At 63.2% G+C, this 24,410-nt stretch carries 24 protein-coding genes; 11 read left to right on the forward strand and 13 right to left on the reverse strand.

Annotated features, from left to right (window positions below; genetic code table 11):
• Window positions 1-61 precede the first annotated feature (61 nt).
• The 3 genes from V1292_RS02870 (at window position 62) to V1292_RS02880 (ending at window position 2,892) form a co-directional block, all read left to right on the forward strand.
• The gene (locus V1292_RS02870; protein WP_334370227.1) at window positions 62-1,108 is read left to right on the forward strand and encodes a glycosyltransferase family 2 protein; all 1,047 of its coding nucleotides are present in this window, start codon (window positions 62-64) and stop codon (window positions 1,106-1,108) included.
• Window positions 1,105-1,950 carry a ChbG/HpnK family deacetylase gene (locus V1292_RS02875; protein WP_334370228.1) on the forward strand — a complete coding sequence of 282 codons (846 nt, stop codon included), beginning with the start codon at window positions 1,105-1,107 and terminating at the stop codon, window positions 1,948-1,950. Before V1292_RS02870 ends, V1292_RS02875 begins: the two co-directional genes overlap by 4 nt.
• Window positions 1,951-2,082: 132 nt before the next feature.
• Window positions 2,083-2,892, forward strand: a complete 810-nt coding sequence (locus V1292_RS02880) for a DUF2076 domain-containing protein (RefSeq protein ID WP_334370229.1) — start codon at window positions 2,083-2,085, stop codon at window positions 2,890-2,892.
• Window positions 2,893-3,142: 250 nt separating this feature from the next.
• On the opposite strand, the gene V1292_RS02885 is transcribed toward V1292_RS02880, so the two are convergent.
• Window positions 3,143-3,937, reverse strand: a complete 795-nt coding sequence (locus V1292_RS02885; protein WP_334370230.1) for a L,D-transpeptidase — start codon at window positions 3,935-3,937, stop codon at window positions 3,143-3,145.
• 312 nt (window positions 3,938-4,249) lie between these two features.
• On the opposite strand from V1292_RS02885, the gene V1292_RS02890 reads away from it, so the two are divergent.
• Complete coding sequence (locus tag V1292_RS02890; protein WP_334370231.1) at window positions 4,250-5,026, forward strand: protein phosphatase CheZ; 777 nt, start codon at window positions 4,250-4,252, stop codon at window positions 5,024-5,026.
• A gap of 190 nt (window positions 5,027-5,216) precedes the next feature.
• On the opposite strand, the gene V1292_RS02895 is transcribed toward V1292_RS02890, so the two are convergent.
• Entirely contained in the window at window positions 5,217-5,726 is a 510-nt protein-coding gene (locus tag V1292_RS02895) for a hypothetical protein (RefSeq protein ID WP_334370232.1), read from the reverse strand.
• Window positions 5,727-6,067: 341 nt separating this feature from the next.
• Between V1292_RS02895 and V1292_RS02900 the strand changes: the two genes are divergently transcribed.
• From V1292_RS02900 to V1292_RS02910, 3 genes are all read left to right on the forward strand, one after another.
• On the forward strand, window positions 6,068-6,364 hold the full coding sequence (locus tag V1292_RS02900; RefSeq protein ID WP_057842295.1) for a co-chaperone GroES: 297 nt from the start codon (window positions 6,068-6,070) through the stop codon (window positions 6,362-6,364).
• A gap of 130 nt (window positions 6,365-6,494) precedes the next feature.
• A complete protein-coding gene (gene groL, locus V1292_RS02905) occupies window positions 6,495-8,141 on the forward strand; it encodes a chaperonin GroEL (RefSeq protein ID WP_028351510.1) in 1,647 nt (548 codons plus the stop codon).
• Between the two features lie 517 nt (window positions 8,142-8,658).
• Complete coding sequence (locus V1292_RS02910; protein ID WP_334370233.1) at window positions 8,659-9,858, forward strand: hypothetical protein; 1,200 nt, start codon at window positions 8,659-8,661, stop codon at window positions 9,856-9,858.
• A 113-nt stretch (window positions 9,859-9,971) separates the two neighbouring features.
• On the opposite strand, the gene V1292_RS02915 is transcribed toward V1292_RS02910, so the two are convergent.
• Window positions 9,972-10,442: an SgcJ/EcaC family oxidoreductase gene (locus tag V1292_RS02915; protein ID WP_334370234.1), complete on the reverse strand. Its 471-nt coding sequence runs from the start codon at window positions 10,440-10,442 to the stop codon at window positions 9,972-9,974.
• A gap of 68 nt (window positions 10,443-10,510) precedes the next feature.
• Window positions 10,511-10,969 carry a cupin domain-containing protein gene (locus tag V1292_RS02920; RefSeq protein WP_334370235.1) on the reverse strand — a complete coding sequence of 153 codons (459 nt, stop codon included), beginning with the start codon at window positions 10,967-10,969 and terminating at the stop codon, window positions 10,511-10,513.
• A 342-nt stretch (window positions 10,970-11,311) separates the two neighbouring features.
• Here V1292_RS02920 and V1292_RS02925 point away from each other — a divergent pair, with 342 nt between their 5' ends.
• Window positions 11,312-12,001 (forward strand): hypothetical protein, encoded by a 690-nt coding sequence (locus V1292_RS02925; protein WP_334370236.1) that lies wholly within the window; start codon window positions 11,312-11,314, stop codon window positions 11,999-12,001.
• A 13-nt stretch (window positions 12,002-12,014) separates the two neighbouring features.
• Here the strand turns inward: V1292_RS02925 and V1292_RS02930 are convergent, their stop codons facing one another.
• Window positions 12,015-12,431: an META domain-containing protein gene (locus V1292_RS02930; protein ID WP_334370237.1), complete on the reverse strand. Its 417-nt coding sequence runs from the start codon at window positions 12,429-12,431 to the stop codon at window positions 12,015-12,017.
• 490 nt (window positions 12,432-12,921) lie between these two features.
• On the opposite strand from V1292_RS02930, the gene V1292_RS02935 reads away from it, so the two are divergent.
• Window positions 12,922-14,664: an ABC transporter ATP-binding protein/permease gene (locus tag V1292_RS02935; protein ID WP_334370238.1), complete on the forward strand. Its 1,743-nt coding sequence runs from the start codon at window positions 12,922-12,924 to the stop codon at window positions 14,662-14,664.
• A 16-nt stretch (window positions 14,665-14,680) separates the two neighbouring features.
• Here V1292_RS02935 and V1292_RS02940 read toward each other — a convergent pair whose 3' ends face one another.
• From V1292_RS02940 to V1292_RS02965, 6 genes are all read right to left on the reverse strand, one after another.
• On the reverse strand, window positions 14,681-15,193 hold the full coding sequence (locus V1292_RS02940) for an HPP family protein (protein ID WP_334370239.1): 513 nt from the start codon (window positions 15,191-15,193) through the stop codon (window positions 14,681-14,683).
• A gap of 67 nt (window positions 15,194-15,260) precedes the next feature.
• Entirely contained in the window at window positions 15,261-16,250 is a 990-nt protein-coding gene (locus tag V1292_RS02945; RefSeq protein ID WP_334370240.1) for a TorF family putative porin, read from the reverse strand.
• 400 nt (window positions 16,251-16,650) lie between these two features.
• Window positions 16,651-17,010, reverse strand: a complete 360-nt coding sequence (locus tag V1292_RS02950) for a hypothetical protein (RefSeq protein ID WP_057841639.1) — start codon at window positions 17,008-17,010, stop codon at window positions 16,651-16,653.
• Between the two features lie 218 nt (window positions 17,011-17,228).
• Window positions 17,229-18,539, reverse strand: coding sequence for a glycolate oxidase subunit GlcF (glcF, locus tag V1292_RS02955; protein WP_334370241.1), 1,311 nt, complete (start codon window positions 18,537-18,539; stop codon window positions 17,229-17,231).
• The gene (locus tag V1292_RS02960) at window positions 18,536-19,774 is read right to left on the reverse strand and encodes an FAD-binding protein (RefSeq protein WP_334370242.1); all 1,239 of its coding nucleotides are present in this window, start codon (window positions 19,772-19,774) and stop codon (window positions 18,536-18,538) included. Before V1292_RS02960 ends, glcF begins: the two co-directional genes overlap by 4 nt.
• Before the next feature lie 370 nt (window positions 19,775-20,144).
• Window positions 20,145-21,638, reverse strand: coding sequence for an FAD-linked oxidase C-terminal domain-containing protein (locus V1292_RS02965; RefSeq protein WP_334370243.1), 1,494 nt, complete (start codon window positions 21,636-21,638; stop codon window positions 20,145-20,147).
• A 225-nt stretch (window positions 21,639-21,863) separates the two neighbouring features.
• On the opposite strand from V1292_RS02965, the gene cycA reads away from it, so the two are divergent.
• Window positions 21,864-22,256: a cytochrome c-550 CycA gene (cycA, locus tag V1292_RS02970; protein ID WP_334370244.1), complete on the forward strand. Its 393-nt coding sequence runs from the start codon at window positions 21,864-21,866 to the stop codon at window positions 22,254-22,256.
• A gap of 214 nt (window positions 22,257-22,470) precedes the next feature.
• On the opposite strand, the gene V1292_RS02975 is transcribed toward cycA, so the two are convergent.
• Together V1292_RS02975 and V1292_RS02980 are read right to left on the reverse strand one after the other, a co-directional pair.
• Window positions 22,471-22,764 (reverse strand): antibiotic biosynthesis monooxygenase, encoded by a 294-nt coding sequence (locus V1292_RS02975; protein ID WP_057841446.1) that lies wholly within the window; start codon window positions 22,762-22,764, stop codon window positions 22,471-22,473.
• A 127-nt stretch (window positions 22,765-22,891) separates the two neighbouring features.
• Window positions 22,892-23,857: an alpha/beta fold hydrolase gene (locus V1292_RS02980; RefSeq protein WP_334370245.1), complete on the reverse strand. Its 966-nt coding sequence runs from the start codon at window positions 23,855-23,857 to the stop codon at window positions 22,892-22,894.
• Between the two features lie 263 nt (window positions 23,858-24,120).
• Between V1292_RS02980 and V1292_RS02985 the strand changes: the two genes are divergently transcribed.
• Window positions 24,121-24,300: a hypothetical protein gene (locus tag V1292_RS02985; RefSeq protein WP_028351545.1), complete on the forward strand. Its 180-nt coding sequence runs from the start codon at window positions 24,121-24,123 to the stop codon at window positions 24,298-24,300.
• Window positions 24,301-24,410: the final 110 nt, after the last annotated feature.

Below are 24,410 nucleotides of genomic sequence, written 5' to 3' on the forward strand. Positions count from 1 at the left end.
TCATCGTTGCGACAGCATCTCGCGGGTAACATATGTGGTTGGATAATCTGGGACCTGATTGATGACGCTCGGCTCTGACGTTTCCCGCCTGACGACGACCGCAGCCAGCGCGGCGGCGAAAGGCTTGTCGATTGTCGTGCCGCTGTACAACGAGGCGGCAGGGCTCGCTTTGCTGCACGAGCGATTGATCGGGCTCGCCAAGACGCTGAAGGCGCGCCACGGCCTCACCTGCGAAGTGGTCTATGTCGACGACGGCAGCGCCGACAACACGCTGGCGATCGCGCGTTCGCTGGCCGCCGATGCGCTCGACGTGCAGGTCGTCTCGCTGTCGCGCAATTTCGGCAAGGAGGCAGCGCTGATGGCGGGGCTCGATCATGCCCGCCGCGGCGCTATCCTGTTCATGGACGGCGACGGCCAGCATCCGCCGAGTCTGGTCGAAAAGCTCGTCGCGCACTGGATCGATGACGGCTACGACGTCGTCTATACGGCGAAGGCGCATCGCGACAATGAATCGTTCCTGCGCCGCCAGGCCGTGCACAGCTTCTACGCGCTGATCAATTGGGGCGCGCGGCAGAAGATCCCCGAGGACGCCGGCGATTTCCGCCTGCTGTCGCCACGCGCGGCGGCCGCGCTGCGGCAGCTTCCCGAACGCAACCGCTTCTTCAAGGGCCTGTCGAACTGGATCGGCTTCCGCCAGATCCGCGTCGACTACGAGCCGGCGCCTCGCGCGCACGGCGTCACCACGTTCAGCCCGGGCCGGCTGATCGGCCTGTCGATCGAGGGATTGACCTCGTTCTCGGTGGCGCCGCTGCGCTTTGCCAGCCTGCTCGGCGTGCTGCTCGCCATCAGCGCCTTCCTGTTCGGCCTCACCATTCTCTGGGAAGTCTGGACCACCGGCAAGCAGGTCCCCGGCTATCCCTCGCTGATGATCGGCATGATGACGATCGGCGGCGTGCAGCTCATCATGATCGGCATTGTTGGCGAATATATCGGCAAGATCCTCTCCGAGCTGAAGGCGCGTCCGATCTATTTCGTCGCCGAGCACAACGAGAAGCGCGCCGATGGCGAGGCGACGGCCAGCGCCAGCGAACGGGCCGCCGCCGAATGAACGATGCCGCGCCGCCGCGCCGGATCTGGCTATGCGCCGACGATTACGGGCTGGCCGAAGGCGTCAACCGCGCCATCCGCGATTTGATCGGCCGCAGCCGTCTCAATGCCACCTCGGTGATGGTGGTCGGCGCCGCGATCGGGCGCGCCGAAGTCGCCGCGCTGCAGGAAGTTGCGGCGGCGAGCCCACGCTGCGCGATCGGACTGCATGCGACGCTGACTGCGCCGTTTCGTCCGCTGACGATGCACTTCAGGCCGGTCGACGGCGGCTTGTTCCTGCCGTTTCCGAAGCTGCTGCGCGCGGGCCTGCTGCGGCGGCTCGATTCCGAAATGATCGAAGACGAACTCGCAGCCCAGCTTGCAGTCTTCAAAGATCTGTTCGGCCGCGCGCCCGATTTCGTCGACGGTCATCAGCACGCGCAACTCTTCCCTGGGGTGCGCGACGCTTTTCTGCGCGCGGTCAAGGAGGCGGCCCCCAGCGCCTGGGTTCGCCAGGGCGGACGCCTCAAACCGTTGGGCCAACTGCTCAGCGAGCCGAAGGCTTTGGTGCTCGACGTTCTCAGCGCGCAATTTCGCAAGCGCGCCGTCCATGCGAAAATCCCGTTCAACCCCGTCTTCGCCGGCGCCTATGATTTTTCGAAAGAGCCCGATTTCGGCGTGCTGATGCGACAGTTCCTCGAAGGGCTGCCGGAAGGCGGGCTGGTGATGTGCCACCCCGGCTTTGTCGACGAAACGCTCGAGGGCCTCGATCCCCTGACCACCCAGCGCGAGGCGGAACACGCATTTCTGGCCAGCGATCGATTCCCGACATTGCTGGCGGCGAATAAAGTCACATTGAGTTGACAGATATCTGCGAAAGCCGCTTGGCGTTTTGTCGCATACCAAAATTTAATTCGGCCGCCCACTACTTGCGACACAAAGCCCTTCTTACATCCTTGGGCGCGTCGATCACGATTCGACGCGAGGGAGAGGGCCATGACACCGCAAGAACGCCAACTGATTGACGATCTTTTCGACCGGCTCGCCAAGCTGGAGAGCGCCAAGCGCGATCCAGAGGCCATGTCCGCAATCATGGAGGGCCTGCGCAACGCGCCCAACGCGGTCTATGCGCTGGTGCAAACCGCGCTTGTGCAGGACGAGGCACTGAAGCGCGCCGACATGCGCATCCAGGAATTGGAAGCGGCGGCGGGCCAGCAAACCCAATCCGGCGGCTTCCTCGATTCGATGCGCGACGCGATCTTCGGACAGAATCAGCAGCACGGCCAAAACCAGGGCTCCGTGCCCAACGTTCGCGCGCCCGACATGGGCGGCCGCCCGACGTGGAACAGCGGCCAGGTGCTGCAGCAGACGCCGCCGCCCGGGCAATATAACCAGCCGGCCTACGGCCAGCCCTATGGCGCGCAGCAGCCGCAGCCCGGCGGCGGTGGCGGCTCATTCCTCGGCACGGCGGCGGCAGCCGCAGCCGGCGTGGTCGGCGGATCGCTGCTGCTCAACAGCATTCGAGGGATGATGGGCGGCGGCAATCATCAAGCGTTCGGCGACACGGCGAACCACAGCGGCGGCGTCGAAGACCGCAGGCCGTGGGGCGATCAGTCCGGCGGCGATCTCGCGCGCGATGCCGGAGTCAACGACATCGGGTCGTCGAGCCGACGCGCCGACAACAATGACGACAGCGGTTCGCGGCAGGGATTCTTTGATCAAGCCTCGCACGACGAGGACAACGACATGGATCATGATGCCGACGGTTTTGACGGCGACGACGGCGGCGATGGCGATTACGCCTGACGCGCGTCGGCGATGAAAACGCAAACGGCCGCCCCGATGGGCGGCCGTTTTGATTCTCTCTGCCGTCGTCCCTGACAAGCCAACGGGTCGCGCGAATGCGCGCCCGATGACAGGCTCCGCGCGATCAGGGACCCATAACCACAGGCGGGTGTTGTGGCAGAGACTCGAGCTGCTATCTCGCTCTACAACGAGCAGTGGTGGTTATGGGTCCCTGCGTTCGCAGGGACGACATTGTTTTTGCGGCTCGAAACTAGATCACCACCACTTTCGCGCCGACGCCGACGCGGCCGTAGAGATCGATCACGTCCTCATTGCGCATGCGGATGCAGCCGGACGAGACATTGGTGCCGATGGTCCATGGCTCGTTGGAGCCGTGGATGCGATAGAGCGACGACCCCAGATACATCGCGCGCGCGCCGAGCGGATTTTGCGGGCCGCCTTCCATGTACCGCGGCAGATCGGGGCGGCGCGCCAGCATTTCCGGTGGCGGCGTCCAGGCCGGCCATTCCTTCTTCGCCGAGATCGTCTTGACGCCCGACCAGGTGAAGCCGGGACGGCCGACGCCAACGCCGTAGCGCAGCGCCTTGCCGTCGCCCTGCACCAGGAACAGGAACTTGTTCGGGGTGTCGATCACGATGGTGCCCGGGCTTTCCTTGCCGTGATACTCGACCACCTGCTTTTCATATTTCGGATCGAGCCGGTGCTGCGCGGGGTCGAATGCTTCCTCCTCCTCGCGCCGCATCGACTGGTACGGATCCATCGGCGGCAGCAGCGCGCGCCGCCCGCCATAGCCGTAATCCGGCTGCTGCTGATAGGCCGGCGCTTGTTGATAGCGCCCGCCCTGCGGCGCATCGCCGAACAGGAATTCGATGAAGCCGCCGCCCATGTTGGAGCGTTCGGCAGAAGCCATGCGCACCGGCGCCGGTTGGCGGGCGTAGATCACGGTGGGCTCAGTTGATGATGAGGCATCGATCGCTGCAGCCTCGCTGGCGAAGCAAAGGCAAGACACGCTCGCGAAGAGCGCAACAAGGATTTTTCCGGACATCGACGTACTCTGTACTGTTCGTCACTGCGGGGGGCGGCTAGCGCAACGGCGCGACAAACGCCGCTGCGCGCGATCAATACAAATCAAAACCTAATCGGTTTGGTAAACAGCAGCCGCGTTTCGATTCACCACGTCGGCAAGCGCGCGCGGATTTGTCCGGTAGCGTTTATTTTGCGTGAACGCGGGCCCCTCATGGTTAATCGGTGGTGTGCGCCCGCATGCAAAGCGCCGACACGCGATATTGCGCCGTGAACCTGACGTTAAATCGCCATGGTTTAAAACACCCGGGCAATGAAGGGGTGGGAAAAACTCATGTCGGTAAGTCGCAAACGTTTTCGTATCGAACAAGCCATTCTGGGCGATGCGCCAATTGTCATGCCTGCCGTTGAAGGCGGCGAGATCGGCCCGATGCATCGCGAGATCATGGCCGAGTTGCGCTCGATCCGCGCACAGATGGCGGCCTTCGGCCACACTCGCCCCGCAGCGGTCGAGGCCACAGACGTTGCGCGCGGGGTTGCCGAGAACCATGCGCTGCTGGAAACCTATCGCGCCCAGATCGAGCAGTGCGAGAAGCTGAAGGTCGAGCTCGACCTCATTCACGACGCCATCAGCCGCACCAAGCGCGAAATCGCCGTGCTGCACGGCAACAGCTTCAACGGCGAAGAAATGGCCAAGGTCAATGGCGAACTCGGCGCCGTCGTCGGCGGCACCGAACAGGCCACCCAGCAAATTCTCGAAGCCACCGAAGCGATCGACCAGGCGGCGACCGCGCTTTCCAAGAACATTTCTCCGGACCAGCAGAAGCTGCTCAGCGAGGAGATCCAGGAACGCGTCGTCTCGATCTTCGAGGCCTGCAATTTCCAGGACCTCACCGGCCAGCGCATCAGCAAGGTGATGAACACAATGAGGTTCATCGAACAGCACATCGTCGAGATGATGGAAATCTGGGGTGGCGTCGATGCCATCAAGGCGCACGCACCCCCGATCGTCGACACCCGCGAAGGCGATGCCAAGCTGCTGAACGGTCCGAAGCTGGACGGCGACGACGGTCACGCCTCCCAGAACGACATCGACGCCCTGTTCGATTGATCGGGCTGGTTAACGCGGACTAAACAAAACGCCGGCAGCGATGCCGGCGTTTTTTGTTATTTCTCACACCGTCATTCCGGGATGGTGCGCTAGCACCAGACCCGGAATCTCGAGATTCTCAGGTGCGCAATTGCGCACCATAGTTCGATGCTTTGCATCGCCCCGGAATGACGGCGTCTCATTATTCACCTCACGCCCGCGGCGCGCAGCGGACATAGACCATGTTGCCGTAACGGACCGCGGCATCCTTTTCGATGAAGCGGGTGACCATGATGCGACCGTCGAACGAGACGATCTCGCGGTCCTGGTCGCCGCCGGCCGGGCCGGGCGGGCCGATATAGTTCTTGCCGCTCGGACTGCCTTTGAGGCGCAGTTCCTGCGGCGTCGCCTGATCGGCCAGATGCATGACCACGCCACCATTGGCGCCGGCGCCGATCACGTAGGGCTGCTTGCACTGCCCGCGCGCCGCAGCCTCGGTGCGGGCACGGTCATTGGGATTCTGGAACGAGGCAAGGCCCCAGCGGCCGACGATCTCGTCGGCGCGGACGGTTGCCGGCATTTCCGGCGCGACTTCGGGCTCGGGCGGCGGACTGGATGACATCGACGGCAGGCTCATGCTGCTGCACGCCGCCAGCAAGATCGAAAGCGCCGACGCGATCGCCAGATTGGCAACCGTACGCGCATTACGTGAGCTGATCATCGCATTCCCCCGAGCAATCACTTGGCCGCTCCCGTCAGCAGCCAACCGCAAAAAGCCTGCCGGAGCAATGACGTCGGTTGAAATTACGCCGCTGCACCGATTTGGTTTCCGAAGCACCATCCTATATTGGCCTCACCAAGGCTTTAATCTCCTTGTTTGCTTGACAGGATCGGCGCCAAGCCATATTCCCCGGCTCCACGTTTAGCACTCAAATACAACGATTGCTAAGGGTTGTGCTACCCCGCCCGGGGCGGCGTCGAATACCCGGCATTCCCAGCCATTTTCGAGTGGTACAGACCCGAAACCCCAGGCCTCCCAGAGGAACTTCAAGAGGAGACGTCATGGCCAAAACCAAATTCCGTCCACTGCACGACCGCGTCGTGGTCAAGCGCATCGATGCCGAGGAGAAGACCAAGGGCGGCATCATCATTCCCGACAGCGCCAAGGAAAAGCCGTCGCAGGGCGAAATCACCGCCGTGGGCCCGGGCGGCCGCGACGAGGCCGGCAAGCTGATTCCGATCGACGTCAAGGTCGGCGACCGCGTGCTGTTCGGCAAATGGTCGGGCACCGAGGTCAAGCTCGATGGCGAGGAACTCCTGATCATGAAGGAGTCCGACATCATGGGCGTGCTGACGTAAGGCACCCTGCCTCACCCTGAGGAGGCAGCAAAGCTGCCGTCTCGAAGGGCCCGCTTTTCACAAATCATCCTTCGAGACGCGGGCGATGCCCGCTCCTCAGGATGAGGTCCATTTTCCAGGAGCAATTCAAATGGCTGCCAAAGACGTTAAATTTTCCGGCGACGCCCGCGACCGCATGCTGCGCGGCGTCGACGTTCTCGCCAACGCGGTGAAGGTGACGCTCGGTCCGAAGGGCCGCAACGTCGTGATCGAGAAGAGCTTCGGCGCTCCCCGCATCACCAAGGACGGTGTCACCGTCGCCAAGGAAATCGAGCTCGAGGACAAGTTCGAGAACATGGGCGCGCAGATGCTGCGCGAAGTCGCCTCCAAGACCAACGACACCGCGGGCGACGGCACCACCACCGCCACCGTGCTGGCGCAGGCGATCGTGCGCGAGGGCGGCAAGGCGGTCGCCGCCGGCATGAACCCGATGGACCTCAAGCGCGGCATCGATATCGCGGTTCACGCCGTGGTCAAGGACCTCGAGAAGCGCTCCAAGCCGGTCGCCGCCTCCTCCGAGGTCGCCCAGATCGGCACTATCTCGGCCAATGGCGACACCGCGATCGGCAAGATGATCGCGCAGGCGATGCAGAAGGTCGGCAATGAAGGCGTGATCACGGTCGAGGAAAACAAGTCGCTCGAGACCGAAGTGGACATCGTCGAGGGCATGAAGTTCGACCGCGGCTACCTGTCGCCCTACTTCATCACCAACGCCGAGAAGATGACCGCCGAGCTGGAAGACGTCTACGTGCTCTTGCACGAGAAGAAGCTGTCCGGCCTGCAGTCGATGCTGCCGGTGCTGGAGGCCGTGGTGCAGTCCGGTCGTCCGCTGCTGATCATCGCCGAGGACGTCGAGGGCGAGGCGCTGGCGACGCTGGTGGTCAACCGCCTGCGCGGCGGACTGAAGGTCGCCGCCGTCAAGGCGCCGGGTTTTGGCGATCGCCGCAAGGCGATGCTGGAAGACATCGCGATCCTGACCGGCGGTCAGCTTATCTCCGATGAACTCGGCATGAAGCTCGAAAGCGTCACCATCAACATGCTCGGCCGCGCCGGCAAGGTGGTGATCGACAAGGAAAACACCACGATCGTCAAGGGCGCCGGCAAGAAGAAGGACATCGAGGCCCGCGTCACCCAGATCAAGGCGCAGATCGAGGAGACCACCTCGGACTACGACCGCGAGAAGCTGCAGGAGCGCCTTGCAAAGCTCGCCGGCGGCGTCGCGGTGATCAAGGTCGGCGGCGCGACCGAGGTCGAGGTCAAGGAGAAGAAGGATCGCGTCGAGGACGCCCTCAACGCGACGCGCGCGGCTGTGCAGGAAGGCATCGTGCCGGGCGGCGGCGTGGCGCTGCTCCGCGCCAAGAAGGCGGTCGGCCGCATCAACAACGACAATTCCGACGTTCAGGCCGGTATCAACATCGTGCTGAAGGCGCTGGAAGCTCCGGTTCGCCAGATCTCGGAAAACGCCGGCGTCGAAGGCTCGATCGTGGTCGGCAAGATCCTGGAGAACAAGTCGGAGACCTTCGGCTTCGACGCCCAGACTGAGGAATATGTCGACATGGTCGACAAGGGCATCATCGATCCGGCCAAGGTGGTGCGCACGGCGCTGCAGGACGCTTCGTCGGTGGCCGGCCTTTTGGTGACCACCGAAGCCATGGTCGCCGAGCTGCCGAAGGAGCCCGCCCCGGCGATGCCCGGCGGTGGCGGCGGCATGGGCGGAATGGGCGGCATGGGCTTCTGAGCCCCGCCCCTTCCCACGCCAACCAATCGAAGGCCGCCTCCGGGCGGCTTTCTTTTTTTGCTGCAGCAAAGCCTGCGAACACCACAGGCCGGAAGCATCGGCGTTCAAGGGAAACTGTGATCGCATGTAAGGCGAGCAAGCTGGCAGGGCTCCCTCCCCCCTTGCGGGGGAGGGTTGGGGAGAGGGGTAAGCCGCGCACTCGAATGAAGAGATCGGGCTGACCTGTGCCAACCATTGCATGCGAAACAAGCTGAGAGCTTTGTGTCGCGCTATGTCTCACAGCGGAGCAAGCGGCACCCCTCTCCCTAGCCCTCCCCCGCAAGGGGGGAGGGAACCCTTCCGCCGGTGCGTCCCTCACTAATCAGCCGTTACGCGGGAGGTGAGCACACGCGTCAACCTCCCTCCCCTTGCCGGATACAAGGCGCGCAAGCCTCCTCACGGCCTTCTTTTTGGCCGAAGCTACTGAGGTTTGCTACCTAGGGCGTCTTTCCGATTCTGTGGTCTCAGGGAATTTCACATGCGCGTGCTCCCCCTTCTCCTGCTCGGTCTGGTGATGGCCTCCCCGAATTTCGCCATCGCTCAGATGAAACTGCAGCCCAAGACGGCGCCCGGCGCGACCGAGACGCGCTATTTCACCGCGATCGACGGGTTGATGGACGGCAATGCCGATGTCATTCTGAAGGAAACCCGCCAGGGCAAGAACGTCACCGCTGCTACCCTCGACGTCTGCTACCCCGCCGCGAAGGGCGCCGACCGCAAGGACCGCTTCGTCGCCAACCTCGCCGTCAGCGGCCAGAACCTGACCGGCAGCACGCAGAGCCTCGGTGACAAGCTGCCGGTTACCGTCAAGCTGGTGCGCAAGCCGGTCGGCGATACCTTCGAATTCCGCGGCCAGATCAGCATCGGCCAGACCGTGACCGAAGTGACCTCGACCGACAATTCCGATCTCAGCGAGAAGGAATTTTTGGACAATCAGACCAGCGACGACGGCATCACACCGGCGCCAAAGGATTTTACCGACGTCTCGCCGGAAGCGATCGGGGTGCGGGTCAAGCTCGACGCCGCGCTGGATTTCCTCAAGAGCCTGAAGGGCGAGGCCGTCGAGGTCGGGCTTTCCAGCCTTTCGATCTCCTGCGATGCGCTGCGTGCCGGCGAGCAGACCATCAACCTCACGGCCGATCCGGAGCGCGCCACAGCGCTGATCGCGAAGGCCAAGGCGGCACCAGGCGTGGTCGCCGCGGGATGGACCAGCGGCAGCATCGAAATGGACCGCACCATCCGCTTTGCCGCGGCCGAGTGGCGCGACGGCGACAAGATCAACAGGGACAAGATCGCCTCGGCCGTTTCAGGCGTGCTCGCGAAAACGCTTGCCGCCAAGGCCGCAGGCGCCGAGTGGGACGCCAACACCGGAAAACTGACGCTGAGCTTCAAGCGGCCGAGCCCGATCTATCCCGCGCTCGCGCTGACTGAAACTGTCGAGATCACCGCGCTGGTCTCGCCGGATAAACCGGGCGCCACCGATCGGCTGATGCTGTGGATCTCAAGCCCGGTGATCACGACCGCCGATGAAGGCGCCGGCCCAAAATTGCTTTTGTCGGAAGAATCCACCGGCGACGAGGAAGGCGGTGAGCCGAAGGACGACAACGGCTCGCTCGAAGCGCTGGCGAAAGAGTTCAAGGGCCAGCGCTGGGACGCCGACAAGTCGGTGTGGAAGTAGGGCGTGCCGCGTATCGGAAGTGCGTGACAGTATTAGCCGCTTCACGCCCCAGTAACGATGATTTCACACCGAAGCTGAGCCCCTACGGGCGTCACCGCTCGAAATCTAGCCAGCTACCTCGTGGTTGATGGCATGGCCGAGGAATGGTGGTCGACGATCAGCCAACGCTGGCCGTTCTTGACATAGGTGAAGCTGTAGCGCGCGGGCAAGGTCTTCGTCTCGCCATCCTTCACGTAAGAAAACGTGTAGTAGCCGGTATTGACCGCTGCATTCCCGTACACGCGGATGAGTTGATCGCCGAAGGTTACCTTGAGGCTGGGCAGAACCTTGAAGGCGCCCACGAAATAGTCTCGTAGCGCCGCCCGGTCGGAGCGCACGGTCGGCGACAGTGTGCCCCAGAGCACGGCATCTTCCGAATAGAGCGGCAACACCTTTTCGGGATCGCCTTCGCCAAGAGCCTGCCCCCATCCCGAAGTCGCCGCCGCCACTTCCGCTTTCGGCTCGGCCAAGGCGCTGGAGCCAAACGACAACACCACCATGCACAGGGCAAATGCTGCGCTCGCCAATTTTGGAGAAGATTGCATGACATCCTCCCTTGCGAATACCGTGCAGACGAGTGTCCGCTTGAGACGGCCTCTTGCAATGCAAGCGGCTACTGTTTGCGCGGATCGTCAGCCGGATTGATGTAATCGATGCCACCAGGGCCGATAAATTGGACTTGAAGTACCCCTTCCTCGTTTCCGGTCCAGGCGTAGTGCGGGTGTCTTGCGGGGTACACCCATAGCGAGCCTGGCTTCAGGAGATCACCCTTCTTTTCGAATTTTTCACCATGGCTGCTGCCGACGTCACCGCTTATGACTGTAACAACTTCGGAATAGGGATGCGTATGCGGAGGCATCTGGAAGTTAGCTGGAAACTTGATGCGCAAGACGACAACCTCGCCCGCTTTCGTCGGATCACCGACCAGGGTCGCAATCTGAACGCCCTTCGGAAAGGCTGGATTATCCTTCCAGGTGAGCGTATCGGGCATCACCCGGACCTCGGTATTTTGGGCTATTGCCGGAATGGAGAGCGCAATCAAACCGGTCGCCGTTAGCAGCAACTTTTTCATGCGAGTTCCTCCCAAGCTGTATGCAGCAAGAGACGCAAATCGCAATGGGCGGTCAGTTATGGGGACTGGAGTGAAGCCTCGCGCCACAATGTTGCGTGCGTCACGCGAGAAAAACTACATCATCAGCGAAGAGCGAACCACAAGTCAGAGATGCTGACTTAATAGGTTGCCAAAGAGGTCGGTGTCCGCTTTGGGTCCTTCGCATCGTACGGTTCGACGCCAATGACCCAGACGAACATCTTTCCTGTCAACCGGGCTCGCTGCAGCTCTTCGTTCGCCAGGTTGTTAAGACTCGATTCAGCTTAAAGGAACATCATCGGCTAGCTGAACCTGGGTCACACCATGCAAGACCGCGAGCCGAGTACCTTTGAGAGCATCTGGTCGGGGAATGTGGTTGACGGCCGAGGGCCGGAGCAGCCGACGAGTTCGTGGGATTTTCTCGGGCCCGATCGCGAGGACATACTGGTGGTGCGGGAGTCATTTCGCGACCGGGCGCGCAACGCGTTGCTGGTCACCGTCGCCGTGGCGGCAAGCTTTGGGCTCGGATGGGCTGGCGGCCTGAGTTGGCCCGAGTTGGCAGGCACGCTTGGCCTTGAAGCCGTTGCGCAGAAGGAAGCACCCGCGCCGCGCATTGCTGAAGCACGGTCGAGCGGCAAGATTGAAGGCACCCGGAAGACCGCATCCACCTCGGACTCGCCCGCCATTGTCGGAAGCATTCCCAAGCCGTCCGCCGTGTTGTCGGCCAGCGCACGCCCGTCTGCGGGCCTGGCCTCCCAGGCAAATGCGAGCCCATCGGCGATTGCGATGCGGCCGCAGCCTTTGGTGGCGGCGCCGGAAACGAAGCCGACCACCATTTCCGGCTGGACGGTTGTCGATGTTCGGGATGGGACCGCCGTCCTCGAAGGTCCCGACGGTATCAGGATGGCCGCTCGCGGCGACACCATTCCCGGAATCGGACGCGTCGAATCGATCGTGCGCTGGGGCGGCCGCTGGGTCGTTGCCACCGCCAGCGGCCTGATTGCGACGCCCTGACTGAGTTCCCGACCTAGTTCGTGTTGATGCGGAAGCGCAGCGTTTTCGCGCCGACGAACGACACGAAATCGCCCTGCCGCTTCCAGGTGCCGGCCTCGGCGAGCGCTGCGATCAATTCGTCATCCTGCTGCGCGCGATCCGGCGGACAGGGCCGGTTCTCCATCGCGCCGGGAACGAAGATCACGGTGTTGCCGGCGACCGAAAACTGGCCCTTGCCGCCCTTGCACCAGAGTTCCAGCACCACCTCACCCTTGTCGCCGATCTCCAGGTTGGGGATTCGCTTCGAACCGCGCTGACGGTCCACGTCGAGTGTCATTTCGGACCCGAACGGAAAGCCGTTGTCGGCGAGCGCCGGGCTGAAGTGCAGTGTGGTGGCCATCAGCAAGAGCGAAGCGGCGCCTGCACGGGCCGTACGTACGAATGAAATCATGTCCCCTCTCGAAAATACCCGACCTACCGCGCCGCGCGCCGTTCTATTGAACGGCGAGGTGATTGGCTAGGGCGGGATGTCACCGCCAGACACATCGAAAGCCGGCCCATCCTGCGACAGGTCGGTGTTCTTAACTGGTCGTGCCGCAACGTGACGCGATCCGTGGGACAAGTGAGGTCAGCACGCTGGTAAGGCTCCCTCCCCGTCGGCACGTCCCTGACAAATCGTGCGGCCGATGGGTTGACCAGTTAGCGGGAACAACCTTGGAAAAGAGGGGTTGGGCAGCCTTGGCACTGGGCAGCCTTGGCACCGCCAACGCTCACAACCTCGCGAAGTTCGATGGCCGCCGCCCCTCGCCCTCACAGCCATGCTAGGGTCTAGCCGAGGTGCGACAAGCCGCCGCAGGCAGGCGAAATCCATAACCTAGTAGTAGGCCTGGTTCCTCCATCCTTTCAGTGCGTTAGACCCCATTTTCCGGAGACGGTGATCTGTGAACAATATCCGCTCGACGCTCGCCACCGTGTGGCGCATCTCCGCCCCCTATTTCCGCTCCGAAGACAAATGGGCCGGCCGTGGCCTGCTGGCCGCGGTGATCGCGATCGAGCTTGCGATCGTCGGCATCAACGTTCTGATCAATCAATGGAATGCCCGCTTCTACAACGCGCTGCAGGATCGCAACTGGGACTCCTTCGTCAGCGAGATCATCTATTTCTGCGTCGTTGTCAGCATCTTTGTCGTGCTGGCGGTCTATCAGCTCTATCTCAATCAATGGCTGCAGATCCGCTGGCGGCGCTGGATGACCGCGCAGTATCTCGGTGACTGGCTGCATCAGGCCAATCATTATCGGATGCAGCTTCAGGGCGACGCGGCCGACAACCCCGACCAGCGCATGACCGACGACGTCAAGCTGTTCGTCGATCGCACGCTCAACATTGGCCTGGGATTGCTGAACTCGATCGTTACGCTGGCATCCTTCGTCGGCATACTCTGGGTACTTTCGAACGCCGCGCCGCTGCATCTGTTTGGTCAGGACTTTGCGATCCCAGGCTACCTGGTCTGGGGCGCATTGATCTATTCGGTGCTCGGCACCATCCTGACGCATCTGATCGGCTGGCCGCTGGTGGGCCTCGATTTCCGGCAGCAGCAATATGAAGCGGATTTTCGGTTCAACCTGGTGCGCGTGCGCGAGAATTCCGAGCAGATCGCGCTGCTGCACGGCGAGCAGGCCGAGCGTGAGCGCCTGCTCGTTCGCTTCAGACGCGTGGTGGAGAACTGGCTCGCCATCATGAGCCGGACCAAGAAGATAACGGCGTTCACGGCGAGCTACAATCAGGCTTCAGTGGTCTTTCCCTATGTGCTGGTGGCACCGGCCTATTTCGCGGAGAAGATTCAGCTCGGCGGCATGATGCAAACCGCATCGGCGTTTTCGAACGTGCAGGGCGCACTGTCGTTCTTCATCACCATCTATCGCCAGTTGGCGGAGTGGCAGGCCGTGGTCAACCGCCTCGACGGGTTCGAGGCTGGCATCGTGGCGGCGGGCGAACTGGCAACCCGCGATGACCGGATTCACGTCACCAAGGCGGGCGAAGGCGCCATCGACCTCAGGGGCCTGACGCTACGTCTGCCGAACGGAACACCGCTGGTGAACGCAGATGGATTCAGCCTTCGCAGGGGCGAGCGCACGCTGGTGACCGGCCCGTCCGGCTCCGGCAAATCCACGCTGTTCCGCGCCATCGCCGGCATCTGGCCTTTCGGCTCCGGCTCGATCGCCGTGCCTGCCGGGGCGACATTGATGATGCTGCCGCAGCGGCCGTATTTCCCGACCGGAACGCTACGGGCCGCGGTCGAATATCCGGCCAAGGAAGGGGCGTTCACGAGCGGCCAGATCAGCCAGACGCTCGAATTGGTCGGGTTGCCGAAGCTAGCGTCGCAACTCGATGAACACGGCCATTGGAATCGGACGCTGTCGCTCGGCGAGCAGCAGCGACTTGGATTGGCGCGGGCGCTGTTGCATGTGCCGCAATACCTGTTCCTCGACGAGGCGACGGCGTCACTCGACGAACCTTCGGAAGCGGCGCTGTATCGCCTGCTCGAGGCGAAATTGCCGGCGACCACCATCATCTCGATCGGCCATCGTTCGACGCTCGATGTCTTCCATGATCGCAATGTCGTGCTTGCCCGAGCGGGAGACGGATTCGCGCTTCAGGACAGCAAGCGCGCCGCTGTGTCGTAGCCATGTAGCCCGTTTCCTACAGCCAGCGCCGCGGCCATGGCTGGCGGCGCACCCAGCGGTGCCAAACCCAGGAGAAGGCGGTCAACAGCAGCGCGCCGGCCAGCACCGGCGCGAGCAGGAACGTCCAGGGCAGATTGCCTGAGACCACCAGCAGCGGGTTGATGCCTGCCGGCGGGTGAAAGGTCCCGGTGACGTACATCGCCAGGATCGAAAGGCCGACGGCGGCGGCCGCTGCCCAGGCCTGCGGTCCCGTCAGCTTCAGCACGGCGAGGCCGACCAGGGCCGACACCACATGACCGCCGATCAGGGCGCGCGGCTGCGCCGGCGCCACGTCAGGCGATCCGATCACCAGCACGATCGAGGTGGCGAACGGAATCACCGCAAGCGGATAATGCGCGGCGAACGAAAACCACTCCATGACGCCGATCGCAATCGCGCCGCCGAGGCCCGCGACCGCGCCGGCCAGAATGTTGCGGTGATCGTTGCGGGAGATCGCCCGATACGCCGCGCGCCGCCAATCCCGTTTCATCTGCACCACCCAAAAGAAAAGGGGCGGCAGATCGCTCTGCCGCCCCCTCGTCTTCGACAGGAAGATCTTACTTCAGGTTGGTCATCGCGGTCAGGTCAGCCGAGAGCTTGACGATGCCGGCCGCACCGCACCACTTGGAGCCGACGCCAGACGGATTGATTGGCGTGAAGCTGCCGTTGAACGCCGCGGTATGGTCGCTCGTGAAGGCGTTACAATCACCCTGCGACAGGTTGGTGTCGGAGTAGCGGAAGTCCAGCGTGAAGACCTTGTAGGTGAAGCCGATGCCGATGTTCCAAGTGTTGTAATCGGCATAGTCGATGCCATTCGGAAACGCGGCCACACCGTAGAAGGAGTCGGAGGTACCGAGCCACTGACGACCGAATTCACCGGACACATACATGCCGATGCCGCTGGCGCCGAACCAGGCGCTCGGCGCGATCGCCTTGCCGACGATCGAGGCATAGGTGCCTTCGGCGCCGGTGTTCAGGAAGCTCGGCGTATAATAGACGTTACCGCCGAGCGAGAAGTTGTCGTTGAAGGTGTAGTTCACCTTGCCATAGACCTCGAAGAAGCTGAGGTCCTTCTTGATGACGTTGGTGTTGAGCAGGGCATTGACCTGGCATTCGTTGCTGAGCGGCACGCCCGCAGTGTCAGTTGCCGCACCGTAGTGGCAGGTGCCACCCGGATAGATGTAGCCCCAGGCACCGACGTCGAAGGCGAAGGCACCCAACGTCGCGCGGACACCGCCGTAAGCGTCAACTTCAGCCGCGGCACGGTTGGGGAAGGAGATGCTCGCAGCGCCGAGGCCAACATAGAGCTGGACGTCCTTGGTGACGTTGAAGCGCGGCTCGAAATAGGCGTTGACCGACGGCTTGTGGTTGGACTGGGTGATGCCGCGGAAAATGTAGTCGTTGGTGATCCCGGCGCCGAAGGCGATATCCCAGGGATCGAACGCGACCGGCGGCGGCGCCTTGACGGCCTTCACCCGCAGATCCGCGGCGAGAGCCGAACCGGACACCATTGCCAGCGCCGTTGCTAACAAAGCCACTTTCTTCATATCGATCCCCATCACCCTTCTTGACAGTCCGGTTCCGGCGCCCCCCGGGCAAGCGATAACCAACTGCGGCCAAATGTCTTAACGTGGTCACAGAGTGGGCCGCGCCGTCATGGTCGTGAAGCAAAAAAGTCAAGCACGTGCCGCCTTTTTAGGCGTTTAGGCCATTTCCAGAAATGTTCTCGGCGTGTGTTGCATTCTCACAACAATTTTACGGGTTTCCTGATTACCCAGCGGGGTACGGAGCCGGGCAAACGCGGCACCGGTGACACACCAGAGAGCAGCTCTCACGAATCAACCTCCCCGTGAAAATACCGCTTCGGTCGCTTCTCCAGTCCCAACGAAAAGGCCGCAGCGGGTGGGACGCTGCGGCCTCTGGAAATATCCGGTCTCGGCGAGCGAGCTAGTGCTGATCGCCGCCGTTGGAGGAGCCCGATCCCCATGACGGGTTGGACGGCTCCGGAGAAGCCCAGCTCGGCGCAGGCGCCGGTTCGGGCTCTGTCATCGCCGGCTGCGGCTGCGGAGCGGCGGGCTTGGCAGCCGCCTTCCTTTTCTTGGCCGGGCTCTTCTTTGCAGCCTTTTTCGGTGCGGCCTTTGACTTCTTGGCCGCCTTCTTGGCGGATTTCTTCGCCGACTTCTTGGCGCCCTTCTTCGCTGATTTCTTGGCAGCCTTCTTCGCCGACTTCTTGGCGGACTTCTTCTTCGCCGCTACGGCCTTCTTGGCCTTTTTAGCCTTCTTCGCCTTCTTACTCTTCTTCGCCATCGTGGTCCTCCTGTTGCGCTTGTCCATGCTGTCGAGCGCTTCGATAATCCGCAGGCTAGACCGGGGCGACACTTCTTCGAAGTGCCCTCCCGCTCCATCCTTGTCTGGGCATGATCTCCGGGCGCGACGCTTAAGCGCCTGTCCCGAGGAAAACCGGATGCCGATCCGCTGTCGAGACGCGGAGCAGGCTTACCGGATCATGCCCTAGGGCCGATCGATCAATTCAATCCTGGCCTGGGACCTCCCGTCGCCCAATCGAGAAGCTCAATCGTGTGCACCACAGGAACTGACGTACCGCCGGCAATTTGCACCATGCACCCAATATTGCCCGCAGCGATCATGTCCGGTTTGACTGTCGCAATGTTGGCGACCTTTCGATCACGCAACCTGCTCGCAATGTCGGGCTGGAGAATGTTGTAGGTCCCCGCCGAACCGCAACACAAATGGCTCTCAGGTACATCTTTCACCACGAATCCATTCTTGGAAAGCAATTCTTTCGGAAGGGCTGTGATTTTCTGTCCATGCTGCAGCGAACAGGCCGAGTGATAGGCCACCGTCACGTCGCCTTTCTGGCTCGATGGCGTGAGCGCGATGCCGGCGAGATACTCGGTGATATCCTTTGCCAGCGCAGAGATTTGCGCTGCAGGGCTAGCGAAATCGCGATCCTCGCGCAGCATGAAACCATAGTCCTTGATGACCGTGCCGCAGCCCGAGGCCGTGATCAGGATGGCGTCGAGGCCGCCTTGTTCCGCTTCCTTTTTCCACACCTTGATGTTGGCCCGCGCCCGCGCCAGCGCGTCGCCGTCCTGCCCGAGGTGGTGGGTGAGCGCGCCGCAGCATTGCTCGTCCCTGACCAGGACGACCTCGATGCCGTGGCGCGTCAGGAGATTGATGGCGGCCTGGTTGATGCGCGGCGCCAGCACCTGCTGGGCACAGCCCTGCAATAGGGCGACCCGCCCGCGCTTCGCGCCCTGGGCCGGAAACACGCTGCCGCCCGAGGGGCCCGGCGACGGAAGGCGTGTTGGCGCAAGCGCCAGCATCGCCTTGATTCGCCGCATCAGGCCGGGGGTCGCGGCCGGCTTCGCCGGCAGCAGGGCCGCGAACGGACGGGCGAGCCGCGCCATGATCATGCTGGCGCGAAACAGCTCCGGCCGCGGCAACACGAGCGCCAGCACCGCGCGCAAGGCCCGCTCGGTCAACGGCCGCGAATAGTCGCGCTCGATCCGGACCCGCGCCTGATCGACCAGGTGCATGTAGTGCACGCCGGACGGACACGTCGTCATGCAGGCGAGGCAGGAAAGGCAGCGGTCGATATGCTTGACCACCTCCGCCGTCGGCGGGCGGTCCTTTTCAAGCATCTCCTTGATCAGGTAGATGCGCCCGCGCGGGCTATCGAGCTCGTCGCCGAGCAGCACATAGGTTGGACAGGTCGCGGTGCAGAAGCCGCAATGCACGCAGGCGCGCAGGATCTTGTCGGCTTCGGCGATATCGGGATCGGCCAGTTGCGTAAGTGAGAATTCGGTTTTCATGACGCTGATACCCTCACCATCCGGCCGCGGTTGAGGATGATCTTCGGATCGAAGCTGTGGCGCACGCGCTCGCTCAGCGCGGCGATGCCGCCGGATTGCGGATGGAAGACGTCGACAGTTCGCCTGGTCTCTTCGGACGCGCGGATCAGCGACGCGTGGCCGCCGGCCGCCCCGACCCGCTGACGCACCATCGCGGCCAGCGCGTCCGGCCTGGGCGGCAAGGCCGCCCAGATCAGGCCGCCGCCCCAATCATAGATCACGTCGCCCCCGGTCTCGCGCGCCAGCGCCTGTCCGAGCGCGCCGCCGGATGCCGGCGGACAGACGATCCGCCACACCGGCCAGGCGCCGAGCGCGCCGTTTGCGGCGAAAGGTTCGACGTCGCGGATCGCACTCCAGAGCGTTGCCGAGGCAGCGTCCTCAAGCATTTCCACCGACCCGAACGGCGCAAGCGTTTTGCCCAGCGAAGTGGCGCGGTCCGCGACCGAAGCCGCGATGCCTTCGAGCCGCAATAACGTGACCGCCCGCCCCTGAGAATCAAAATCCGCAAGCGCGCCGGTCGCAGGGCGGAACGCCGAATTCGGCAGGTGCGCCGCGCCCGAGACGTCAAACGGCGAGCCGAGTGCTGTGGTCATCGCCCGGTTCGCGGCCACATCGTCGAGGCCTGCGAGCACCAGCGTGCGCTCGCTCTCAGGCTTCGGCATCACCTTCAGCGTGACTTCGGTCATCACCGCCAGCGTGCCCCAGGACCCCGTCAGGAGCTTGCAGAGATCGTAGCCGGTGACGTTCTTCACCACCCGTCCGCCAGTCTTGAAGCTGTCGCCGAAGCCGGACACCGCATGCGCGCCCAGCAGGTGATCGCGGGCGCCACCGGCCTTGATGCGGCGCGGACCGGCGAGACCTGAGCCGATCATACCGCCGATGGTGCCGTTGCCGGATACGCCTGTCAGTGCCGACGTATCGATCGGCTCGAAGGCGAACTGCTGGTTCTTGGAATCGATCAGCGACTGCACGTCGGCGAGCGGGGCGCCGGCCTGCACCGTGATGATCAGCTCGTTCGGCTCGTAGGCGCTGACGGCATTCAGCGCCGACACATCGAGCACGGCATTGGTCGTCATCGGCTGGCCGATGCCACGCTTGGTGCCATGGCCGACGACCTCAAGCGGCTGCTCGCCGGCGATCGCCGCCCGCACGACCTCCTCGACGTCCTTGGCGTCACGAACTCTTAGCGTGTCCACGGCGCACCTGAACTGCACATTGCATGCATGGCGTGACCGCGACCGATCGTCGCCCGCGGTTTGCTGATACAGAGTCGCTGCCTCTCTCCGGTCAACGCCCGGGGCTTACCCCTCTCCCCAACCTCGAGAGCGAGCTTTGCTCGCCTCGGACCCCGCAAGGGGGGAGGGAGCCCATCCGCCCGTGCGTCCCTGACGAGTCGCGATACTCCTGCTCGCTCACAGGACGCTCGCGCTGTGAGGCAAAGTGAGGTGAGCACGCTCATCAGGCTCCCTCCCCCCTTGCGGGGGAGGGTTGGGGAGAGGGGTAAGCGGCACGGGTGGTGCTCATGAGAGCCCCCATCACGTCTGCAACCATCTTTGAAGTTCATCACTAAAATCTCGGCAAATCCGGAAACGCCAGTCTGCCGGCGTGCACATGCATACGGCCGAGTTCGGCGCAGCGATGCAGCGTCGGGAATACCTTTCCGGGGTTGAGCAGGCCCTGCGCGTCGAAAGCGCATTTCAGGCGCTGCTGCTGGTTGAGGTCTACTTCCGAAAACATCTCGCCCATCAAATCGCGCTTCTCGATGCCGACGCCATGCTCGCCGGTGAGCACGCCGCCGAATTCGACGCAGGCCCGCAGGATGTCGGCGCCGAAGGCTTCCGCCCGCTCGATCTCGCCAGGCTTGTTGGCGTCGTAAAGGATCAAGGGGTGCAGATTGCCGTCGCCGGCGTGAAACACATTGGCGACGCGCAGATCGTATTTCGCCGAGAGGTCACGGATGCGCGCGAGCGCCTTCGGCAGCGCGCCGCGCGGAATCGTGCCGTCCATGCAGAGATAGTCGGGCGATATCCGCCCCACCGCCGGAAACGCCGCCTTGCGGCCGGCCCAGAACAGATTGCGCTCGGCCTCCGACGTCGAAATCTGGCAGCTCGTCGAGCCGCAGCCTTGCGCGATCGCCTCGACCCGCTTGATCAATTCGTCGACCTCGACGCTCGGACCGTCGAGCTCGATGATCAGAAGCGCCTCGACATCGAGCGGATAGCCGGCGTGGACAAAAGCTTCGGCGGCGTGGATCGCCGGCTTGTCCATCATTTCCATGCCGCCGGGAATGATGCCCGCGCCGATGATGCGTGCCACGCATTCGCCGGCGGCCTCGACCTCGGCGAAGCCGACCATCAGGGCGCGGGCCGTCTCCGGCTTCTGCAGGATTCGCACCGTGATCTCGGTGATGACGCCGAGCAGACCCTCCGAGCCGGTGATGATGCCCATCAAATCGTAGCCGGAATTTTCGGCGGCCTTGCCGCCGATGCGCAGGATCTCGCCGGACATCAGTACGATCTCGCAAGCGAGCACGTTGTTGGTGGTCATGCCGTATTTCAGGCAATGCACACCACCCGAATTCTCCGCGACATTGCCGCCGATCGAGCAGGCGATCTGCGAGGAGGGATCGGGCGCGTAGTAGAAACCGGCATGCGCCACCGCCTGGCTGATGGCGAGGTTGGTGACGCCGGGTTCGGTGACCACCACGCGGTTGTCGAAATCGATCTCGCGGATGCGCTTGAACTTGCCCAAGCCCAGTAGCACGCCGTCCACGAGCGGCAGCGCGCCGCCTGACAGTGACGTGCCGGAGCCGCGCGGCACCACCTTGATGCCCTGTTCGAAGCAGTATTTGAGAACTCTGGATACCTGCTCCGTGGTATCGGGCAGCACCACGACCATCGGCGGCTGCCGGTAGGCGGTGAGACCATCGGACTCATAGGCCAGCATCTCGGCCGCACTGTCGATCACGCCCTCGCCCGGCACGATCGTGCGAAGAGCGGCGACGATGGCATCCCGGCGTTCCAGAACCGCCTGATCGGAAGCCGGCATCATGATGGCCATGCGAATCCTCCCGGCCCGGCGAATAACGATTTGTGGTGGTAAATCAAGCACGTCTGCCAAGGTTTGGGTAGGCTATCCGAAGGTCGGATTGCCACGCTTCAAACGATCAGTTCTCTCTGGGACAAGTCGGCAATGGTGAAACCTGTCAAGGTTTCGTGGCTTGTCCAATCCAAGCGGGCCTGCCACAAGAAATCCGCCTCTCTGGGAAGAAACGAAGAGCACCACATGAAAATATCGACTTTGAGCGCGCTGGTCGTCGTTACCTCATTGGCCGCGTCATCAGGCGCGCTGGCGCAGGACGTCGCCGCGGGCAAGACCTCGTTCAACAAGTGCCTGGCCTGCCATGCCATCGGCGAGGGCGCCAAGAACAAGGTCGGCCCGGTACTGAACGGGCTCGATGGCCGCAAGTCCGGCACCATCGAAGGTTATGCCTATTCGGAAGCCAACAAGAATTCCGGCATCACCTGGGGTAAGGATGTGTTCCTCGAATACATCAAGGACCCGAAGGCGAAGATTCCCGGCACCAAGATGATCTTTGCCGGCATCAAGAACGAGAAAGAAGCCGGCGACCTCTGGGCCTATGTCTCCTCGTTCGACAAGGACGGCAAGCAGAAGTGAAGGCTGGGCCTCTTTGCTAGCGATTTGAGTCCAGCGTCTCGCGCCGTCTCACCCTCCCCTGGAGGGGGAGGGTCGACTCACATGGAGCGCAGCGGAATGTGAGACGGGGTGGGGTGATCTCTCCACACGGGCACTGTTGGATGTGGAAGGACCGTCACCCCGCCCCGCCGCTACGCGGCGACCCTCCCCCTCCAGGGGAGGGTGAAGGAAAACATCAAGCCAGCGTGTGCACGATCACCGGTCCGGCCGTCGCGGTGGCCGGTCCGGTCAACAGCGGCGCCAGATCGTGTTCGATCCACGCCAGCGCGCGCTTGTTGGATTCCTCGGCGGCCGCAAAGTTGTTGAACAGGCTGATCGCGATCACCGTATCGTCGGGCGCATAGACCACATAGTAGCCCATGAAGCCCTCGACGCCGCTGATGACGGGAATCGCGCCTTCCTTGATTCTGCGTGTCAGCTCTTCGGCCTTGCCGGCCTTGGCTTTGCCCTGACGAATGGCGGCGTACATGGGGCCCTCCCTCGAAGGTAAGCTGCCCGATATCGCGACTCTCAAGCTTCATCCCTCGCGGGACGAGCAGCGGAATCCCGCGCGCGTTGATCGTATCTCATCCAACGCCGTCAGGCCACGCGCACGCTCAAGGCGCCGCTGCGGTCGCCACACTCGGCGGCAATGCGCCGATCATCGCCTCGATTTCGGCAATGACGAGATCGGGAACCGCATTCTGAATCATGTGACCGACGCCCGGCAGCACGATCAATTTCACGTTTGGCGCAGCCGCCGCGAACGGCCGTGAGTGGATGTTGGTCGACACCGTCTTGTCGGCGTCGCCGGTGATGATGGTGACGGGCGCCTTGATCTCGCCGTAGCGCGGCGCCTGCTCGGCCACCGCCGCTTTCAGCGTTACCAGATCGCGCGCATTGGCAATGAATTCGCGCGGCCGCAGCAACAGCGGCGTGGCGGTGTTTTTGACAAAACCGTCCGGCATGGTCTGCGGCAGGAACACGCCCCGCGCGCCCGAATCCGCCAGCAGCATTCCGAGCGGCAGCGTGATGGTGTAGGCGAACAGCGGGCCGACCACCGGCGTGGCGATCAGTTTGTTGTAGCGCCCGACGCCGCCGGGCCAGGGATAGGCCACCGGCGCCAGCATCACCAGACCGGCCACAGCCTGCGGGTAGTCCAGCGCGATACGCGCCCCCAACGCGCCGGCCCAGGAATGCACCACGAAGATCGCCTGGCCGACGCCGAGCTTGGCCAGTGCCTCCTCGATCATGCGGGCCTGAATTTCGGGCGTGGAGTCCTGAAGGCGCGCGCGGGTGCTCCAGCCATGCCCGGGACGGTCGATCAGGATCACGCGGTGCTTTCTGGCAAGCCGCTCCCCGACCGGCTGCCGCATCACTTCCAGATTGGAACTGGCGCCGTGCAGCATCACGACCGGCGGCCCCGCCGCATCGCGCGGACCGATATCGAGGATATGCAGGGCTCCGCCCGCCACCTCGACCATCCGGCCCTGGGCCGGATGGGCCCGTTCGCTGAGAAGAACGCCGGCTTGCGTGACCAGCGCCAGCACCGCCAGCGCCGCCACTAAAATCACCACCAACATCGAGAATTTCCGGCTGATTTTCTGCACCAGCGAGCTACGGCCCGGATCGGCGCGGGTTTCGGAGATTGTCCACAGAGGGCCGAACCTGTGGATAGCGGGGTCATACTGACGTCATCAGCAAGTTTGTACAGTGACGTTGCCACTTTTGCCATGTGTGCGCGTGCCTGATTGGGGGGTAGCCAGGCGCCTGCACTGTACCCAACATCCACAGGAACAGGGACGCTCACTACAAATTGTTCCAGCGTATCATCGGAGGACTACCCATGATTTCCGACGCAAGCGAAGCCGCCATCGATCAGATCGTAGCGAGTTGCAATGGCGACATCCGCGGCGCACTCAAGGCCCTGCTGCGGGTCAACGAGCAGCTTGAGACGGAGTTGGCGCAAATCTACGCGGCGGTAGGCCTCGACGGTCTGGCCCGCGGCAGCAACGCCGTACACTAGGTCTTGTGAGAGGTCCTGTGAGCCGACGCGTTTTCCAAGACGCAAAACGGCTCAAGAGCACTCTGATGAGTGCTCGTTTTCCGGCGTCTCTGCGGGCGGCTCGTCCACCG

It is taken from the genome of Bradyrhizobium sp. AZCC 1719 (assembly GCF_036924525.1).
In the GTDB taxonomy this organism is placed as follows: domain Bacteria; phylum Pseudomonadota; class Alphaproteobacteria; order Rhizobiales; family Xanthobacteraceae; genus Bradyrhizobium.

Excerpts from the sequence above, each read along its gene's own strand:
- V1292_RS02940 (WP_334370239.1), bottom strand. The coding sequence starts at position 15,193 with ATGAAACGGGATTGGCGGCGCGCGGCGTATCGGGCGATCTCCCGCAAC.
- V1292_RS02875 (WP_334370228.1), top strand. The coding sequence starts at position 1,105 with ATGAACGATGCCGCGCCGCCGCGCCGGATCTGGCTATGCGCCGACGAT.
- V1292_RS02900 (WP_057842295.1), top strand. The coding sequence starts at position 6,068 with ATGGCCAAAACCAAATTCCGTCCACTGCACGACCGCGTCGTGGTCAAG.
- V1292_RS02950 (WP_057841639.1), bottom strand. The coding sequence starts at position 17,010 with ATGGCGAAGAAGAGTAAGAAGGCGAAGAAGGCTAAAAAGGCCAAGAAG.
- glcF (WP_334370241.1), bottom strand. The coding sequence starts at position 18,539 with ATGAAAACCGAATTCTCACTTACGCAACTGGCCGATCCCGATATCGCC.
- V1292_RS02910 (WP_334370233.1), top strand. The coding sequence starts at position 8,659 with ATGCGCGTGCTCCCCCTTCTCCTGCTCGGTCTGGTGATGGCCTCCCCG.
- V1292_RS02980 (WP_334370245.1), bottom strand. The coding sequence starts at position 23,857 with ATGTTGGTGGTGATTTTAGTGGCGGCGCTGGCGGTGCTGGCGCTGGTC.
- groL (WP_028351510.1), top strand. The coding sequence starts at position 6,495 with ATGGCTGCCAAAGACGTTAAATTTTCCGGCGACGCCCGCGACCGCATG.
- V1292_RS02880 (WP_334370229.1), top strand. The coding sequence starts at position 2,083 with ATGACACCGCAAGAACGCCAACTGATTGACGATCTTTTCGACCGGCTC.
- V1292_RS02975 (WP_057841446.1), bottom strand. The coding sequence starts at position 22,764 with ATGTACGCCGCCATTCGTCAGGGCAAAGCCAAGGCCGGCAAGGCCGAA.
- V1292_RS02945 (WP_334370240.1), bottom strand. The coding sequence starts at position 16,250 with ATGAAGAAAGTGGCTTTGTTAGCAACGGCGCTGGCAATGGTGTCCGGT.
- V1292_RS02985 (WP_028351545.1), top strand. The coding sequence starts at position 24,121 with ATGATTTCCGACGCAAGCGAAGCCGCCATCGATCAGATCGTAGCGAGT.
- V1292_RS02930 (WP_334370237.1), bottom strand. The coding sequence starts at position 12,431 with ATGATTTCATTCGTACGTACGGCCCGTGCAGGCGCCGCTTCGCTCTTG.
- V1292_RS02870 (WP_334370227.1), top strand. The coding sequence starts at position 62 with ATGACGCTCGGCTCTGACGTTTCCCGCCTGACGACGACCGCAGCCAGC.
- cycA (WP_334370244.1), top strand. The coding sequence starts at position 21,864 with ATGAAAATATCGACTTTGAGCGCGCTGGTCGTCGTTACCTCATTGGCC.
- V1292_RS02885 (WP_334370230.1), bottom strand. The coding sequence starts at position 3,937 with ATGTCCGGAAAAATCCTTGTTGCGCTCTTCGCGAGCGTGTCTTGCCTT.
- V1292_RS02895 (WP_334370232.1), bottom strand. The coding sequence starts at position 5,726 with ATGATCAGCTCACGTAATGCGCGTACGGTTGCCAATCTGGCGATCGCG.
- V1292_RS02915 (WP_334370234.1), bottom strand. The coding sequence starts at position 10,442 with ATGCAATCTTCTCCAAAATTGGCGAGCGCAGCATTTGCCCTGTGCATG.
- V1292_RS02890 (WP_334370231.1), top strand. The coding sequence starts at position 4,250 with ATGTCGGTAAGTCGCAAACGTTTTCGTATCGAACAAGCCATTCTGGGC.
- V1292_RS02920 (WP_334370235.1), bottom strand. The coding sequence starts at position 10,969 with ATGAAAAAGTTGCTGCTAACGGCGACCGGTTTGATTGCGCTCTCCATT.
- V1292_RS02965 (WP_334370243.1), bottom strand. The coding sequence starts at position 21,638 with ATGGCCATCATGATGCCGGCTTCCGATCAGGCGGTTCTGGAACGCCGG.
- V1292_RS02925 (WP_334370236.1), top strand. The coding sequence starts at position 11,312 with ATGCAAGACCGCGAGCCGAGTACCTTTGAGAGCATCTGGTCGGGGAAT.